The sequence below is a fragment of the Type-D symbiont of Plautia stali genome, from assembly GCF_001485335.1.
Classification (GTDB): domain Bacteria; phylum Pseudomonadota; class Gammaproteobacteria; order Enterobacterales; family Enterobacteriaceae; genus Pantoea; species Pantoea vagans_C.
The window spans coordinates 1-14,346 of the sequence record NZ_BBOC01000105.1 but is presented as its reverse complement, the minus strand read 5'-3'; the positions used below and the strand labels follow the sequence as shown (position 1 = coordinate 14,346).

The following is a 14,346-nucleotide window of genomic DNA, read 5'->3' as shown; positions in this document are numbered from 1 at the left end:
ACAGTTGCTATGCTCAAAATATAGGGAAGATTTGTCTATAGGCTCGGGGTCACTCCAAAATCCCATTTTTTCAAATGTGACACTGTTAGGTTTAGTGAGCATAATTTCATGAATTTGTTGCTTAAGTCCATCTGACCACGACACCTGGTCTGAAAGATATTTCAGAACGACAATACGACTGTATAAAGTCTGTGGGTTGGTCATATGATGGGAAAGACTATTCAATTTTGCCGGAGGCGAAGCTTTAAACGACCGGTTCCAAATTCGATTATGGTGCGCTGACAAATTACGAAAATGGCATAAAGTATAAAACCAGGAAACCATAACATCAGACTTTTGAATATTAAACTTAGCAGCAACTTGTTTCTGGTCGAAATGATGTAGATTTTTATACATACGCGATCAAGCACCAAAGCTTAAAGTTTCGGTTATCATCCATGAGGGAGGATGAACTGGATGTTCATATTTTTCTTTGTAATGGTCTATGAATACTTCCTTGGCACACCTAACCTGACCTGAAAACCCCTCGTAATCATACTCTCTACTCATGGCTGTGAGATTCATAAACCAATGAGAGCCATATTTTTCGCTCATGTATTCAGACAGACAAGTTCGCAATCCAATTTCTACTTTCGGGATTTGTTCAAGTACTATTAACCTTAACTTTCTGTCAAACTCATACAGTGATATGACATCCTCTAGCGTTGTTCCAGGAATAAAAATTTTTGGTTCTAGTGGCTTTGATTTCCTTTCCTGAGTCATTTGATAATATGGAAGACAATAGCCACGTAAACTAAAGTAGCCAATAAAGGTAAGCGCGGTTGCTGCCGCAGACATATCATTAATGATAAGTCCACGTAGTAGAAGTTTAGCTATAAGATCCGGAATGGATTGTGTAGATTTCTGGTATAGCCGGGGTCTGTTTTGGGGTTGAGCGGGCATTGCATCCTTTCCTGAGGGAATGAGGCAAAAAAAAACCGCCATAATGCGCATCTCGAAAGACTAGGCGTGGCGGGTGTACTTGCTTTAAAAACTACGCTAAATTGACGCCGCCGTCAATAACATACTATTGTCAGCCCCCACAGACTGCTAATCTCAGCGGCGCCTTGGACAGACAGCCAATTCTGTCCATTATCCACACCCTTATCCCCTGATTCTGTGGATAATCAACATGTCGTGTCTTCGGCAACTGAACGGCACACAACATGTAGTGTTCTTTCGTCTCCCGCTGTACCCAGCCCCACCGTTACCAACAGCAAAACGTGCTTTTTCACCGGGACGAAAGAGCATATTCGGAAATAATGTCCAGTGACATGGCGAGGAAGATCGGAATTATTATTTCTACCGTTGCTATGCGACCAAGAAACTAGAATTGCCCGTTTAAACGCCGGCGGAAGAACGCATCGGTCAATTGGATACAGTTAATGTCGCCTGATAAAGAGTGCATTTGACGACATCAATCAGTCTTCTGTTATATCGGTCATTTGTCTTCCATAACGACCCAGTTCTATAGAGCGAATAATGAAATGCCTCAACAGAATAGACAGCGTGACGATATATAAGTTACTGGGGGCTACACAGCGTCGTAAGTGTATGACTATGTCAGCTCTCTTAAATATAAGATGTTGCTCTCAAGATTAGATGGCAGAGCTGGGTAAAAACTCCTGTCGGTATCTATATGTGATTTCGTATGCGAAATCACTGGCTTCTTTTGAGAAGTGTTTTGACTGAGTCTGCCAACCTGTAATGATGTTTCGACCATCGTCCGCGGGGAGATTGCGGACTCAGCAGGCATGCCCCATCGTCACTATTCACGTCGTAATAATAAATATCGATTACACCATGTTCACGAAGCGTGGAGGCAACAGCCCGGATGTTAGTTCTGAAATAGCCGCTCTGCGCTTCAAAATCGTCAAGGTTGATACCTCGTAGGTTATTATCCAGCGCATCGGCCAGAGTAAATACAAGCAGGGATGCCAGCGATCGCCTGCCAGTCAGGCCCAGCACATCATTGAGTTCAGTGAAAGTCATCGTCTTTAGCTGCCAGTTTCTTCCGGGCACGATAATGGTGATCCTCCTCAATGGCTGCAGCAATCCAGCCTGAGGCAGTCTGAGGATCTATACCTTCGGGCAAATATGCACCAAGGTTCTCCAGCTCCACACCAGGTGTGAGCTTGCATAACAGCGATGCAAAGCCTGCCCAGTCCTCATGAGTTTCAGGACGCCAGCCCCGTTTTATTATCAGGTCAAATGCAGCTAATGCCGCCCATAAGGGCGGCTGCTTGCGTTTATTCCACTCAGACAGAGCGGAACCGGGTACAGGTATCTCGCGAGAAACTAAGTTAAGCCGACGCGCGTGGTCAGTAAGAACCTGCGCAGCATCAACCGCACTTCTCTGCTCACCGATAACCCATCTGCGCACAACACTCCCTCGGAACTGGCCAGATAAAACTGCAAATGGAGTCAAATGCTTTGGCGCCATTATTCCGACCTCAGCCCTATGAGCCGAACATCGCAGGCTTTTACGTAACGCTCCCCCTCCGGGGCTTTAACCCATATCCAACCGAATTCATCAGGTTTCTTATCAAGCATTACTGCACACTCTGTGTCATTGAGCATAACAATCGGAAACAGTTGTGATGAGGACGGTGGGGTAACGGCGCTATCCATGACTGGCGTACCTGGCTGCTTAAAAGAATCATATTCAGGATCATTACCTTGCAGCTTATCTTTATAATTGTCAGATTTCGCATGCGAAATATTAGGCGCGGCAGACTTCTTTTCCCGTCCTTTTAGTTGATCGAGTTCTTTTTTTACCAGCGCGCGTGTCAGGAGCTTTCCAGCCGTATGTTTTTCAATAAGACGGTCGGCTGCATCAGTATCTAGGCTGTCAATCTGTATCAGCGTATACGCCAGGTCGACGTCAGAAACAGATTTATTTTTGAGCAGAGCCTTAATCTTCTCCGGCGCAGACCCAATGCGCATGTGTTTGCTGACAAAGGCCGTGGGTTTGCCTAACGATCTGGCAATTTCCTCGCCTGTCATATTGAATTCCGTTTTTAGTGTTTCAAATGCAACCGCCGTGGCCAGTGGTTTGAGCCCCGACTGCTGAAGGTTTTCAATCAGCTGCCCCATAATGCGTTGCTTCTCATCCTTTGGTGGCCGGCCCACATAGATATCAATGAACTCATCACCGCGCTTTTTCATCGATCGCACGCGCGTGGCACCAAACCAGACCCGGTACCCGTCTCTGTCCTTCGGAAAACAACGTGGAGGGGTCAGGTTGCCGAACTCGGTGAAAGAATCGACCATGCCGGCGATAACTTCTTCATCAAAATCATCTTCAGGACGGACCTGATCTACTTCATAGATTTCATCCGCCCTGACGCGGACAATCTGCCCTTCTGGCTCAAGACCGGGACGAGCAATCTCCGAACGAATTCGGGATGCCTCAGGGCTCCCAACCGGAGCTGGAGTATCACGAACAGCTACGCTGGCTGCTACTTCAGGAACAAGGTTCACTGAGGTGCTGGACATTTTAAGCGCGTTCAGTCGCTTCTGAAATTTGCTTCCTGCCATCATTGACCTTCCTGTGTCAGCGCGATGATCCTGCTGGTCAGTTCCTGATACTGCAGCGCCGGCTTGCTGGCTGGCGCATATTCTTTCATGGTGAGTCCAAGTTCAATGGCCTCTTTGGCCTGATTCTTAACCCAAGATATGTACGCCAGCACCGTTTCAGGACCGTAGTTTTTTTCAGCCAGAATATCGAACAGCCTCTGAAGGTTTTCCGTTTCCACCGCGGTCAGATAACCCTCAAGCAGCGGCTGATTGTAGTTTTGCACGTTCGTCTGGGTGATATAGGTCCCCAGATATTTGAGCTCTGGGTTGTAATTTTTACGGATGCGCTGCATGTATGAAAGTTGCTTACCCACGCCAATCCTGGACGACTTTTCCAGCAGGGTTGGTATCAGCAGATAGTCAGCGACAAGGTGAGAGGCAATCAACAGGTTGTTATATTCCGGCGCAGAGTCGATAAAAATGTAGTCATAGTTCTGGCGCAGCTGAGAAATACGCTCTTTGAAATCGAAAATACAGTCCTGCGGACGGTAGTTAATCTCATGAAGTTCGTTCGTCGAGCCGATGATATGACGGCCATCTGGAAGTTCATGAGGTATGACGTCAGTGTCCGGGAAAAATAGCTGATAAGCGTTAGCCTCGCCCGGTGAGAATGTGTTTCCAAGCGGGTCTTTATCAATGGACAAAGGAAGCGTATCAGGAAAGGTTCTCTCAGTAAGGCCAGAAGTGGTATCAAAGTCGATCATGCAGGTTTTTTTTCCCATCACCTGCAGGTTATACGTCAGTTCATTGGTGGACTGCGACTTAACCACTCCCCCTTTCTGATTGCCGACAATGATTACAATACCTGTTTTAGTGCCCATAGCTACATCCTCAAGATTTCGCATGCGAAATGTTTGTGATGGCTCGTCGCTGACTGGAGTACTTCGTAATCGAAGAAAATATGCTCCATTGAGTCTGGCGTGTCGCCGCAATGTTATCCGGCTCTCCGGTAACAGAATGATTATGCCAAGTGATGATTAGAGAATCAATATTGATTCTCTAAGTTTCCAGATTTCGCATGCGAAATCTGACTATCAGTACTAATGGCATAAAATCTGTCAGTAATTTTATAAATCCCCTTTGTCAGGATGGCCGTAGCAGAAAAGGCATCCAACCATGCTGCTGTGGGCAGGAACTGCAGTGCTTGATTAAGAACAGTACTCAAGCTTTAGCCTACTGAAGATGTGCGGTTCCGTTTCATGACGCTGAATATCATCCAGGTCCTGAAAGTCCTCCTCGTAGCCACTCTGAATGAGCGGAGCAATATTAAGTTCGCAGACAGCTTCGTCAGGACAACTCGCCAGGTAGGCAGCTTCAAAGTACCAGCCGTCAGTGCAAGGGAAATTAAGCAGATGAGTGCAGGGGCACTCGCGATCTATTGGTATGCCGCTAAGCATGCCATTTACAAGCGGCACGGGACTCGCCTCAACCCAGCGAACGCCAAAGGGAAGAAAATCGGGGCCGCATCAGTTTCTGTCTTCAGAGCAAGGGGAAATGCCGAAATCCAGTCTGCCAGGCTCTTCCCTTCAACTGCGTGGATTAAACGCGGATAAGCATAAACCGCTTCTCTTACTCGCGAGGCCAGATAGGGGTTTTCATCCGTGTAATAGGAGGGGTGTTGATATTTCTGAAGCGCCAATTTAGCTTCCTGCAGCAGTATGCTTAAGGATTTTTTAAAATGCTTTTCGCCGGCGGCTAAATCAAAATCCCACCAGAGCCATGCGACGCCGGATGGCCGCTGCTGACGCACGAAAGCCAATAAAAGCGCCATCAGGCAGCCTGCCGTTCTCATCCCGTTCACAGTGTTCTCTGACTCTGTCACTTCGCTTAAAAACCCAGGTACTGTGATGATTCTGGTAGTCTTCAACGCTCAGCCCATCAATTTCGGCCCCAACCAACGTAGACATAGTGCTTCCCTTTTCTATTTCGTTGACGATCCGCCCAGCAGCTGCAATGGTGCATCAGTATCGAGGCTGAACCGAATCTGTTGGCTAGCGGCCACTTCCAGCGCGAAAACCTTGGTGTAAATCTCGGTCGGCTCAAATTTTTCGTGCCCCAGCAGCGACTGCAGCACCTTCGGCTGAACGTGGCGATAAAGCATGTGCATCGCGAAGCTGTGACGGAACGTGTGGGGAGAGACGTCGATGCTCAGCCTGACGCCGGCGCAGGCTGTTGCGTCGGTGGCGCGGGTCAGCCAGTTTCTCATCGTTCGATCGGGCACGGTCCAGACGGGCAGGGCGCAGCGCTCGACATGCTCACCGTCCGTCTCAAACACCTCTTTTACGCTTGCGAAAAGTCGCCTCATCTCGTCAACGCAGGCCGGATCGGAGAGCGGCACTACACGGTTAGGACTCGTGCCCTTTTTCGGCCGGCCGCTTCCCGACCGAAGCTGCTTTGTGGTGCGGATCACCACGTGCGGAATGGCTTCGTTTAAACGGAAGTCACGCCTGCGCCTCGTTTAGGCGGGTACCGGTGTTCCACAGGGTGTTGATGAACGCGTGCTGGTTCAGCCGGCTATGTGATGTAGCAGGCCGGCCACCTCGGGCGCCAGCAGGTAGCGGCGCAGTTCGGTATAAGCTGAAGCTCACGCGCGCAGCGCCGTCGGCGGGCAGCGGGGACTGCGTGGCTGGCAAGCCGTGTAAAACCGGTGGCGCCATGTACGCTCTTTCTCCTTTGACATCGCTGTGTGAATTCTGGCTGGGTTTACCCCTGACATTTCATCAGATTTCACACAGCGACGCCGGATCTAAATAAAGGCACTGTTGCAAACTTTGTGATGATGTGGCCTTTGGGGGTATTGAAAAGCTCTGTCTTTCAAAGACTCTGCTCACCAGGCGCATCTCGCCTGGGATGTCCAAAATAAAGTGGTTCGGTCTGAACTTTTTGTAGCGCTCGCATCACTTCAATCCCTTTTATCGTAGCGTAAACTGTCTTCATCGATTTAAATTCCAGCGTGGCGCTGATTATCCGTATCAGCTTGCCATGATCGCATTCGGTAACGTTGTTCCGGTATTTGATCTGCCGGTGCTCCACCTCCGGCGGGCATTTCCCTTTACGTTTCAGTAACGCCAGTGCCCGGGCGTATGGCGGCGCTTTGTCCGTATTGATAATGCGCGGGATCTGACACCGTTTTACGTTGTTTAAATCTTTCTCAGAAACCGGTACGCGGCCTTCGTATTGCGGCGCGGGGAAAGGTAAAAAATCGATAGTGCGCCGCCTGCTGTCGGCGGCACGCTACAGATAAACCCATCGGACATTCATTTTGATATAAGTTTCATCCAGATGCCAGGAACAGAAGCCAGAAGGCTGACGCCAGTACCAGCGCAGTCGCTTCTCCATTTCCGGCGCATATCGCTGAACCCAGCGGTAAAACGTGGTGTGAGCAACATTCACGCTGCGTTCGGTCAGCATTTCCTGCAGTTCACGATAGATGATGGCATATTTGCGGTATAAGCGTACTGTCCGGAGGAGGATCTCGCGCTGAAAATGCCTGCCTTTAAATACGTTCATGGCGAGAGTCACTGGTAAAAATAGGAAGAAAGTTTACTAACGCTGAGATCTTTGCAACAGTGCCCTCTTTTATCCTGTGGCCCATTTCTTACCTGTTTTTATTTATTCGTCTAATGATAAATAAAAACAGGTAAGAAAAAATGCCGCTCGCAGCAGCCCGCGGACAACCTGATTCGTTCAGGGCGATTCAGCTTTTAAAGCCGGGCTTGCCATTGGCCGATCGCCATTCTTTGACGATACCCTCTAGGCTATCATCTTGGTTATTTTTTAGGGTGTTAAATAAGGCCGTTACGGTCTGGGTGTTCAGTTAAGCGATCAAATTCAAGAACGGCTTGAGTATGTTCTGCTTCCGTTTTGTAATTAGCATCAAAATTTTTTAGAAAACCTAATAATTAAGTTTCCGTATATTCTGAAATAGAATTTTTAGACATCTTACTTTCTCCTTTATAAACTTCGATATGGAGTATTGGGGTGGTTAAACGAATATTATCAATGTCATATACAGCACCGTTATCTTTAATAGCTTTGTCATGATGTAACTCAAAACGAATTCGACCGCTAACTTGTTCAGATGGAATAGGGAAAGGTGAGTTACCTTTTTATTAATTTTTTCCTGTTGTTTAACTTAAATTGTTCAAGCAACTTAGGCTCTTTTCCGACCTCTGTCCATAATGCACGGCGAAAAGCATCAAAGTTGGCAAACTCACGCCCCCGAAGCTTGTCAGCAAGCTGTTTCAGAACGGGCGCGACCATGCTCTGACCTTCACCACTTACCGTGCCCGGCAAATCGCAGGGGCTGATGAACATGACGTACACGGGCTCGACGCCGGTGCTGGCGGCGGCCGGCTACCAGTAGATAAGTCTTGCGGGCCCGGGTATTCACCTTCCGGTAGCGCCGTGATGTCAGTCCCGGTATGGGCCGGGGTGACGGACGCGGGCACCTGACCGCCGGTGGCAGGCAGCACGGGTAATCTGAAGCGGTTCCTGCAGTTCTTCAAGGCCCGCCGCATTCATCCAAAGCGGACAGTTTTGATCGCGCTGAAAACAGCGACGACACCGGCCTGCACCCCTGCTACTATGCCCGTAATTCAGCGCTCGCGCAGGCCGACTGGCTGCCGGAACTCCTGCAGGGCAACCTGCCCGATCGCTGGGCGTCAGATGCTTCTAAGCTACCTTATATGCTGAGTGAAGTCCGCGACGCGCCGAAAGGCACCGCGGCCTGAGAACCTGATTATGAAGAAAACCACGCAGGTGCCCCACGACGCCGCGTTCAAGGCCTTCCTTACACACCCGGAAACGGCCCGTGAATTTATCGAGCTGCACCTGCCGGCAGAGCTGCGCGCAGCCTGCGATCTCAGCACCCTGAAGCTGGAATCCGGCAGCTTCGTGGAGGAAAGCCTGCGCGCCTACTACAGCGACGTGCTCTACAGCCTGAAGACCGCAGCCGGTGACGGCTACATACACGTGCTGATCGAGCACCAGTCGACGCCCGACCGCCACATGTCGTTCCGCCTGATGCGCTACGCCGTGGCCGCTATGCAGCGCCATCTCGACGCCGGACATAAAAAACTGCCGCTGGTCATTCCGGTTCTTTTCTACACCGGGAAGCGTAGCCCGTATCCGTACTCTACGAACTGGCTGCAGGAGTTTGACGATCCGGCGCTTGCAGGCCACTTATACGGAGGACCTTTTCCGCTAGTCGACGTTACGGTGATCCCCGACGAAGAGATCATGCACCACCGCAGCATGGCCGCGCTGACCCTACTGCAGAAGCACATACACCGGCGCGATTTATCCGACCTGCTGGACCGGCTAGTCGCCACTCTGCTGACTGGTCACTTGACGGGACAGCAGCTGGTTTCACTGATAAACTACATCGTACAAGCGGGCGAGACTGACGACGCCGAAGCCTTCGTACGCAACCTGGCGCAGAGAGTGCCGCAGCATGAGGATGAACTGATGACTATCGCACAGCAGCTGGAGCAGAAAGGCCTGGAAAAGGGCCTGACGCTGGGCCGCGCTGAAGGTGAACGTGAGGCTACCCTGAAGATTGCGCGGGCTATGCTGATCAGGGGACTTGATAATCAGACCGTAATGAACCTGACGGGCCTCAACGAACAGGATCTTGAGCATATCCGTCACTGATGCGCGCGTCTAGGGATGAATGGAATGGTAATGCTCGTCAGCGTTTTGTAACACCTGACGGACAGGCTCTTGAGCGCTGATTCAAAGAGAATCGTTTTGCGGCAACGTTATCCCGGGCTTTATCCTACCTAGCTTCAATGAGCGGACGGTTTTTAGAAATAACCACTGAAACCGTCCTTCCTCCTGCCTCAGGTAGTACTTGAATCATGATTTGCCTCTGACCACAGGAATATCCCGCAGCCGTGTGGTGTAAGGGGGGAGAGTATTTCACGCTTCATCTGCCAGCAGCTGTCTTGGGAACCTTGACCCGCAAACCCTTTCCCTGGCCTGAGCGGTAATGCCGTCCGGCGCCGCCATCAGTGCGTCCGCGTTGGCGTGCAGCTGCTGCTCGCTGAACATGTCAAACTGAGCCACGCCAGACTGATAAAAGTCACCCAGCATGACGCCGGCTTTCGCGTAACAGTAGCCGTCCCGCCAGATGGTACTCAGTTCCGGCAGCGCAGCGTGAATAATGTCCAGCGTGTTGTTCGTCGGATAGTCACAGATGCACAATGCCGTATTCGAGTACTACGGCTTATTGCCGTACCGGCGCGTAGCGATTGAGACACTAATGTAGGGGCAGCGTGAGTCCTGCTCACTAAGCTTCTCTGCTGCGCACGTGGCGTAAAGCACTATTGCCTGATGTATCTCCTTCAGATTCGTGACGCGCTGCCCGAACGAGCGCGAGTTGACTATCTGCTGCTTCGGCGGCGGCGCATCCCCAAGCGCTAGGCAGAACTCGCCGTTCAGCTCCAGAACGGTACACTCGGTGATGACGGCAAAATTATTTCGTATCATGCTGACGTTGCTGTTGGCCAGTTGCAGGGCCGTGATGATGCCCAGCTAATTGAATCAGGGAGAGCAGAATATGAATACGTTTCACTAATAAAATATCATGACGTCACGCGGCGATATTCGCGGCGCCTTTTTGCTTATTCGCGGCTGGAATGAAAACAACGCCCGGAAAATCATGAATAAAACAGGCTACCTTGTGACGCGACACACGGGCAGTACGTTCTGAGCGTAGGTGCAGGAGACCTTGACCCAAGCGCCCCGCGAGCGGCGCTGCGGCTACCGAGTGCGCCTGAACGTCGCGCACCGGTGCGCCGCTCGCGGCTGCAGAAGACTATGAGTCGTACGCGCAGATGATGGCATCAGACGCCGCGCCGCAGGCTGAGACTGCCCCGGAGAGAAATATAGCGGCCCTCGATGCTGCTCCTGAAAAATGCGTCACAGTCCGCGGCAGCGCAGAACGCCTGATACACCTTTGCCGGCACCGCTAGCCAGCGCCGGCACGCGCCGTTCCGATACTCCAGCTCCAGCACGCCGGTGGTCGGATCGTAGCCCGCGCTGCGAAACAGCTGAGACGTCAATTCATGCGTGTTCATGATGTATATTCTGTCAGGGCCATCGCTCAGGTGGCCGCTAAAAAAGTGGGGTGCCGCCGGGCAGTGCCCCGTTCAGGGAATGAAAACAAACGATTTATTATTCTGCTTAAGCGGGTGTTATCGGACGCCCGCCCTGAAACCTGAGCCGGCGCGGAGATTCACTGTAGCCTGTCACGTCCGTCACCATTCAGGTCATGGCTTCACGCTGCGCTGAATCCGTCCGCAAGCAGGTGGTGCAGATGCTCATCAGCCCCCCCGGCCGCTTCCCGGCGCCACCCCGAGCGCTGCAGCAGCTTATCGAGTGCGGGCAGCTCACCGGTGATGCGCGCGGGCAGGGGAATGCGCTGACGGCCCCGTTCGTCAAAGCCGGCGTCGAGTGCGTTACGGTTCAGGTAGATGCCAGATACGGACGGGCTCAGGCGCAGCTGCCGGCGACCGCTCCACTCGCTCTCTGCCAGCACCATATATATCCAGCCGGTGAGCTTTACCGCGTGCAGGGCGTGCTGCAGCCGGAACAGGTCGTTCTGCGCCTGCAGGTCACCGTTGCCGGCGCGCCACAGGTAATCGAGCTTGCCTGGCAGGTCGGCGCGCAGGCCCTTTTCCCGCCCTTCTTTCAGCAGCCAGCTGATGTCGCTAGCGAGCGATCGGGGAAACCTTCGCTGCTTTTCGGCGCTGGCAAGCCAGCGGGTCAGAAACAGGTTGTCCTGCGCGGGCGAGGTTACAATCCCGTCCTGCCGGGCGGTGTTCAGCGCAATCAGTCCGCACCAGGCGAGGTGACTGACGTTCAGGTTGTCGTTATCCATAAGCCGCGTCCTTTATGACGGACCACAGAAAAATGTGGCCCTGAAATGCAGCATTTTATGACATCCGCAGCCCTTAAATAAACCTGCGGATACAGCTTCCGATTAAGCTATGCCTTTTTACTTTATCCGTTTAGCGCCACTGCTGTTCAAGAGAAAATCAGGGGAAAAATTACAGAATTCATTTCATTGGTAAGTCTCTTGGGTGTTGCTGGCTTCCGGACCAATTGTTCTCGAGGAGTCTACTGACCCAGACCTTGCGGGCTTAGACAGTTAGTTCCGATTATCTGATATGTCTCACAGTAAGTGGGGACCATCTGTTCGTCGTGTTCGTCTGACATCCTCGTTTCTGCAGTTTGATCTATATTTATGAGCGAACTGACGATAGCAGAGGGCTTTGCTGCCAGCGGGCAGCACATCCAACTTATAATCAGCAGCTTTACGAAGAATCTGTAGTCAGAAAAGGCCGGGGCGGTTCCTATTTCATTGAAATACTGTAGGTTATCGCCACGGTGAGAATTTTAGCCCTTGAGGAAATAGTCTCTTAAAAAAATCAAATATTCTTAACAAAAATCATTTTAAATTTGATAAGAATTTAAATAAAAATTCAACATAAATTAATTTTATAGCATTCATTTATCTGTTACTTTCTGAAAGAATAATGGTGATAACACTTTGTCAATCATCGACCTGATCATTTCAGGGTCTGGTCGGTCTAACGCGGACAATGCTAGTCCGCGCTCTAATGTAATAATAAAGCCTGCGAACTCCTTTGGGGTAATGTCTCCGGGTAATTGTCCAGATGCTTTTGCAATGCTGGCTTCAAATTCTAACCACTTAACAAATGCCAGGCGCTCATCGCGTAGCTGGCATGAGATTTTATTATCGTCAGAATGAAAAGCGAGTGACGAAAAAATCATCATGCAACCCAATGGAGTTTCGTTACAGCTGAAAAGCGTAAAAGCTTCATCAAGAAATTTTCGTATTCTCTGTTCAAAACTTACCGATTTATCTTCAATCACCTGCTTCAATCCACTGAGCCAGTTTTGTTTATAATAATTGAGCGCAGCCTCATACATGCCTTCCTTGTTACTGAAAGCTAAATAAAGTGACGCGGGTTTCATCCCTGTTGCTTGGGTAAGATCAGATATGGAAGTAGATGCATAGCCCTTGAATGCGAAAACTTGGAACAAAGCCTCAGCCAGTTTCTCATTTGACATTAACTTAGGCCTACCTATTTTATTCTTACTAATCATTGACATACCTAAAAATCTAATAGCATATAGATAAGTTTACCATCTTTTCTGTAGCGATCGATAAAAAACATTAGTCTTCATGTATTTTGCATTTATATTTCGCCGGACGATAAAAATCAGGGTAAAATTTCAAAATCACCTTATTTATAAAACAGATCTTCTTTTAAAATTACCCCCCCCGCGCCCCTAACCGAGTTTTTATTATTAACCAAAACAAAACGTTATTCGCCCTGACACACCCCCTGTATTAAATACTACGAAAAATAAATAATGTCGATTTATTTACCTTCTAATTTTACTTTTCTCCTTCCTGCTGCAAATTAAAACTAAGTCTGTTAATTTGACGATGAATGAGCTTTCACTCGTTATAGTGCTGTGACTAGTCATAGATGATTTTCCGGCCATCAGGAATATCTCTGCACCAGATATCATTCAGGAATTCATTCCGAAAGCGGCCGTCAGCTCTCAATAAATCCGTCCTGCGTAGGCTTACTCGGCTGGACAGATCTCAACTCGATACTATGCTCAAAGACCTGTTGCTCAAGCGTACAGCATAAAAATTCCAAATTCTGATCAGTCCTTAACGTTACCGGCATCCAGGAAAGAGCACGATGATATTCAGATGACGCTTGACCTGAACACCTGTAATACCGTAGGCGATTGTGATCCTCTGACTCTCTTTCGTGAAATCATCCAAGCAGGTAAGGTAATTAATTCGACGGCCTTGGCAACTGCATCCATGACAAAATCCATCGACCAGGTCAGGTTCGGTGCATCCGGGCACAGATGCGCTAAACATGATTGTTGAATAATCAATATCCGGAGCAGATGGGGTTTTATAGTCTTCGTTGTAATCTGTTTAAGCTACAACATTTTGCAAGAAATCGGCTCCATTCCTATGTGATTTCCGTAAGACTTTACCCTGCAAAGCGAGTCAGGGAATTGAAGTGAATGAAGAACTTACTCTGATTTGATTATGGTTATCTGACGCTAATCTCTGCTGCGAATCATTCCCACCTAAAATATATTTATTTAAAATCACTTACAATGAATAGCCTCAATTTTCTGGCCAATGTGCAGCAATCTCTTTCTATCTATTCCTGCGTCTGAGTTGATTCTATCATATTGCCAGCCCTGAATCAGTGCCGTTGTGGTTATTAGCTATAAAGGCAGGGTGTATCTCGACGTTTACAATTCGGATTTTGTTACCGTAGGGGTCTAATAAGAAGATGCTTGTGTTCTTCTGAAAATATCAAGTCCAACAAAGGTTTCATCGAAATCAATCAGTAAATAAGAGGGCTTAAAGCGTATTAAGATTAGGAAATGAGTTAACGAAAATGCCTTCACGCCGAAGAAGCAGCCAGATACACCTGTAACCAAAGCGGGGGCGTTAAATTACTAGATCTGTGATGAGGAGAAACAGCTGCGCGTCAGCAGTCGGAGGCTGAGCCGAATAACGGCAGGATTAAACGGACTTTCCTGCAGCCTGTGCGCATGATGTTGCAACAAGTCCGTTTCCTTGTACATGAGTTCCACGGTTTTAAATCCATAGTCTATCGTCAAGACTTTCGACACAGTTGCACCTCAAGC

The 14,346-nt window shown here is 49.4% G+C and carries 14 protein-coding genes and 4 pseudogenes; 1 reads left to right on the top strand and 17 read right to left on the bottom strand.

Features of this window, described 5'->3' with window-relative positions:
- The 11 genes and pseudogenes from PSSD_RS23020 to PSSD_RS28220 form a co-directional block, all read right to left on the bottom strand.
- A pseudogene (locus tag PSSD_RS23020) lies at positions 1-837 on the bottom strand (Abi family protein); the annotation flags it as partial.
- A gap of 861 nt (positions 838-1,698) precedes the next feature.
- Positions 1,699-2,031, bottom strand: a complete 333-nt coding sequence (locus PSSD_RS23015; RefSeq protein ID WP_058973828.1) for a M14 family metallopeptidase — start codon at positions 2,029-2,031, stop codon at positions 1,699-1,701.
- Entirely contained in the window at positions 2,018-2,482 is a 465-nt protein-coding gene (locus PSSD_RS23010) for a hypothetical protein (RefSeq protein ID WP_058973827.1), read from the bottom strand. Before PSSD_RS23010 ends, PSSD_RS23015 begins: the two co-directional genes overlap by 14 nt.
- Positions 2,482-3,582 (bottom strand): ParB/RepB/Spo0J family partition protein, encoded by a 1,101-nt coding sequence (locus PSSD_RS23005; protein ID WP_058973826.1) that lies wholly within the window; start codon positions 3,580-3,582, stop codon positions 2,482-2,484. The genes PSSD_RS23010 and PSSD_RS23005 overlap by 1 nt, the downstream gene beginning before the upstream one ends.
- Positions 3,579-4,439, bottom strand: a complete 861-nt coding sequence (locus PSSD_RS23000) for a ParA family protein (protein ID WP_058973825.1) — start codon at positions 4,437-4,439, stop codon at positions 3,579-3,581. Before PSSD_RS23000 ends, PSSD_RS23005 begins: the two co-directional genes overlap by 4 nt.
- A gap of 581 nt (positions 4,440-5,020) precedes the next feature.
- Complete coding sequence (locus tag PSSD_RS27575; RefSeq protein WP_153011491.1) at positions 5,021-5,389, bottom strand: hypothetical protein; 369 nt, start codon at positions 5,387-5,389, stop codon at positions 5,021-5,023.
- A 150-nt stretch (positions 5,390-5,539) separates the two neighbouring features.
- On the bottom strand, positions 5,540-6,031 hold the full coding sequence (locus tag PSSD_RS22985) for a tyrosine-type recombinase/integrase (protein WP_235589276.1): 492 nt from the start codon (positions 6,029-6,031) through the stop codon (positions 5,540-5,542).
- A gap of 400 nt (positions 6,032-6,431) precedes the next feature.
- Positions 6,432-7,128, bottom strand: a pseudogene (locus PSSD_RS26845) (IS6 family transposase); the annotation flags it as partial.
- A gap of 275 nt (positions 7,129-7,403) precedes the next feature.
- Positions 7,404-7,466 (bottom strand): annotated as a pseudogene (locus PSSD_RS28580) (hypothetical protein); the annotation flags it as partial.
- Between the two features lie 54 nt (positions 7,467-7,520).
- Positions 7,521-7,679, bottom strand: a complete 159-nt coding sequence (locus tag PSSD_RS28525) for a pyocin-S2/colicin E7-DNase domain-containing protein (RefSeq protein WP_439654616.1) — start codon at positions 7,677-7,679, stop codon at positions 7,521-7,523.
- 40 nt (positions 7,680-7,719) lie between these two features.
- Positions 7,720-7,935, bottom strand: a complete 216-nt coding sequence (locus PSSD_RS28220; RefSeq protein ID WP_153011490.1) for a pyocin-S2/colicin E7-DNase domain-containing protein — start codon at positions 7,933-7,935, stop codon at positions 7,720-7,722.
- 426 nt (positions 7,936-8,361) lie between these two features.
- Between PSSD_RS28220 and PSSD_RS22965 the strand changes: the two genes are divergently transcribed.
- Positions 8,362-9,273: an Rpn family recombination-promoting nuclease/putative transposase gene (locus tag PSSD_RS22965; protein ID WP_058973820.1), complete on the top strand. Its 912-nt coding sequence runs from the start codon at positions 8,362-8,364 to the stop codon at positions 9,271-9,273.
- Between the two features lie 267 nt (positions 9,274-9,540).
- Here PSSD_RS22965 and PSSD_RS28215 read toward each other — a convergent pair whose 3' ends face one another.
- The 6 genes and pseudogenes from PSSD_RS28215 to PSSD_RS28205 form a co-directional block, all read right to left on the bottom strand.
- On the bottom strand, positions 9,541-9,825 hold the full coding sequence (locus PSSD_RS28215) for a hypothetical protein (RefSeq protein ID WP_058973819.1): 285 nt from the start codon (positions 9,823-9,825) through the stop codon (positions 9,541-9,543).
- A 15-nt stretch (positions 9,826-9,840) separates the two neighbouring features.
- Positions 9,841-10,110: a DinB/UmuC family translesion DNA polymerase gene (locus tag PSSD_RS28210; RefSeq protein ID WP_058973818.1), complete on the bottom strand. Its 270-nt coding sequence runs from the start codon at positions 10,108-10,110 to the stop codon at positions 9,841-9,843.
- 356 nt (positions 10,111-10,466) lie between these two features.
- The gene (locus PSSD_RS22950) at positions 10,467-10,700 is read right to left on the bottom strand and encodes a KTSC domain-containing protein (RefSeq protein WP_058973817.1); all 234 of its coding nucleotides are present in this window, start codon (positions 10,698-10,700) and stop codon (positions 10,467-10,469) included.
- A gap of 200 nt (positions 10,701-10,900) precedes the next feature.
- Positions 10,901-11,503, bottom strand: coding sequence for a DUF2913 family protein (locus PSSD_RS22945; protein ID WP_058973816.1), 603 nt, complete (start codon positions 11,501-11,503; stop codon positions 10,901-10,903).
- Between the two features lie 629 nt (positions 11,504-12,132).
- The gene (locus PSSD_RS22940; RefSeq protein ID WP_058973815.1) at positions 12,133-12,756 is read right to left on the bottom strand and encodes a TetR/AcrR family transcriptional regulator; all 624 of its coding nucleotides are present in this window, start codon (positions 12,754-12,756) and stop codon (positions 12,133-12,135) included.
- A 382-nt stretch (positions 12,757-13,138) separates the two neighbouring features.
- A pseudogene (locus tag PSSD_RS28205) lies at positions 13,139-13,542 on the bottom strand (DDE-type integrase/transposase/recombinase); the annotation flags it as partial.
- Positions 13,543-14,346 lie beyond the last annotated feature (804 nt).

Bases quoted from the DNA above. Each gene is read 5' to 3' on its own strand.
- PSSD_RS23015 (WP_058973828.1), bottom strand. From the start codon at position 2,031: ATGACTTTCACTGAACTCAATGATGTGCTGGGCCTGACTGGCAGGCGA.
- PSSD_RS23010 (WP_058973827.1), bottom strand. From the start codon at position 2,482: ATGGCGCCAAAGCATTTGACTCCATTTGCAGTTTTATCTGGCCAGTTC.
- PSSD_RS23005 (WP_058973826.1), bottom strand. From the start codon at position 3,582: ATGATGGCAGGAAGCAAATTTCAGAAGCGACTGAACGCGCTTAAAATG.
- PSSD_RS23000 (WP_058973825.1), bottom strand. From the start codon at position 4,439: ATGGGCACTAAAACAGGTATTGTAATCATTGTCGGCAATCAGAAAGGG.
- PSSD_RS27575 (WP_153011491.1), bottom strand. From the start codon at position 5,389: ATGGCGCTTTTATTGGCTTTCGTGCGTCAGCAGCGGCCATCCGGCGTC.
- PSSD_RS28220 (WP_153011490.1), bottom strand. From the start codon at position 7,935: ATGTTCATCAGCCCCTGCGATTTGCCGGGCACGGTAAGTGGTGAAGGT.
- PSSD_RS22965 (WP_058973820.1), top strand. From the start codon at position 8,362: ATGAAGAAAACCACGCAGGTGCCCCACGACGCCGCGTTCAAGGCCTTC.
- PSSD_RS28210 (WP_058973818.1), bottom strand. From the start codon at position 10,110: ATGATACGAAATAATTTTGCCGTCATCACCGAGTGTACCGTTCTGGAG.
- PSSD_RS22950 (WP_058973817.1), bottom strand. From the start codon at position 10,700: ATGAACACGCATGAATTGACGTCTCAGCTGTTTCGCAGCGCGGGCTAC.
- PSSD_RS22945 (WP_058973816.1), bottom strand. From the start codon at position 11,503: ATGGATAACGACAACCTGAACGTCAGTCACCTCGCCTGGTGCGGACTG.
- PSSD_RS22940 (WP_058973815.1), bottom strand. From the start codon at position 12,756: ATGATTAGTAAGAATAAAATAGGTAGGCCTAAGTTAATGTCAAATGAG.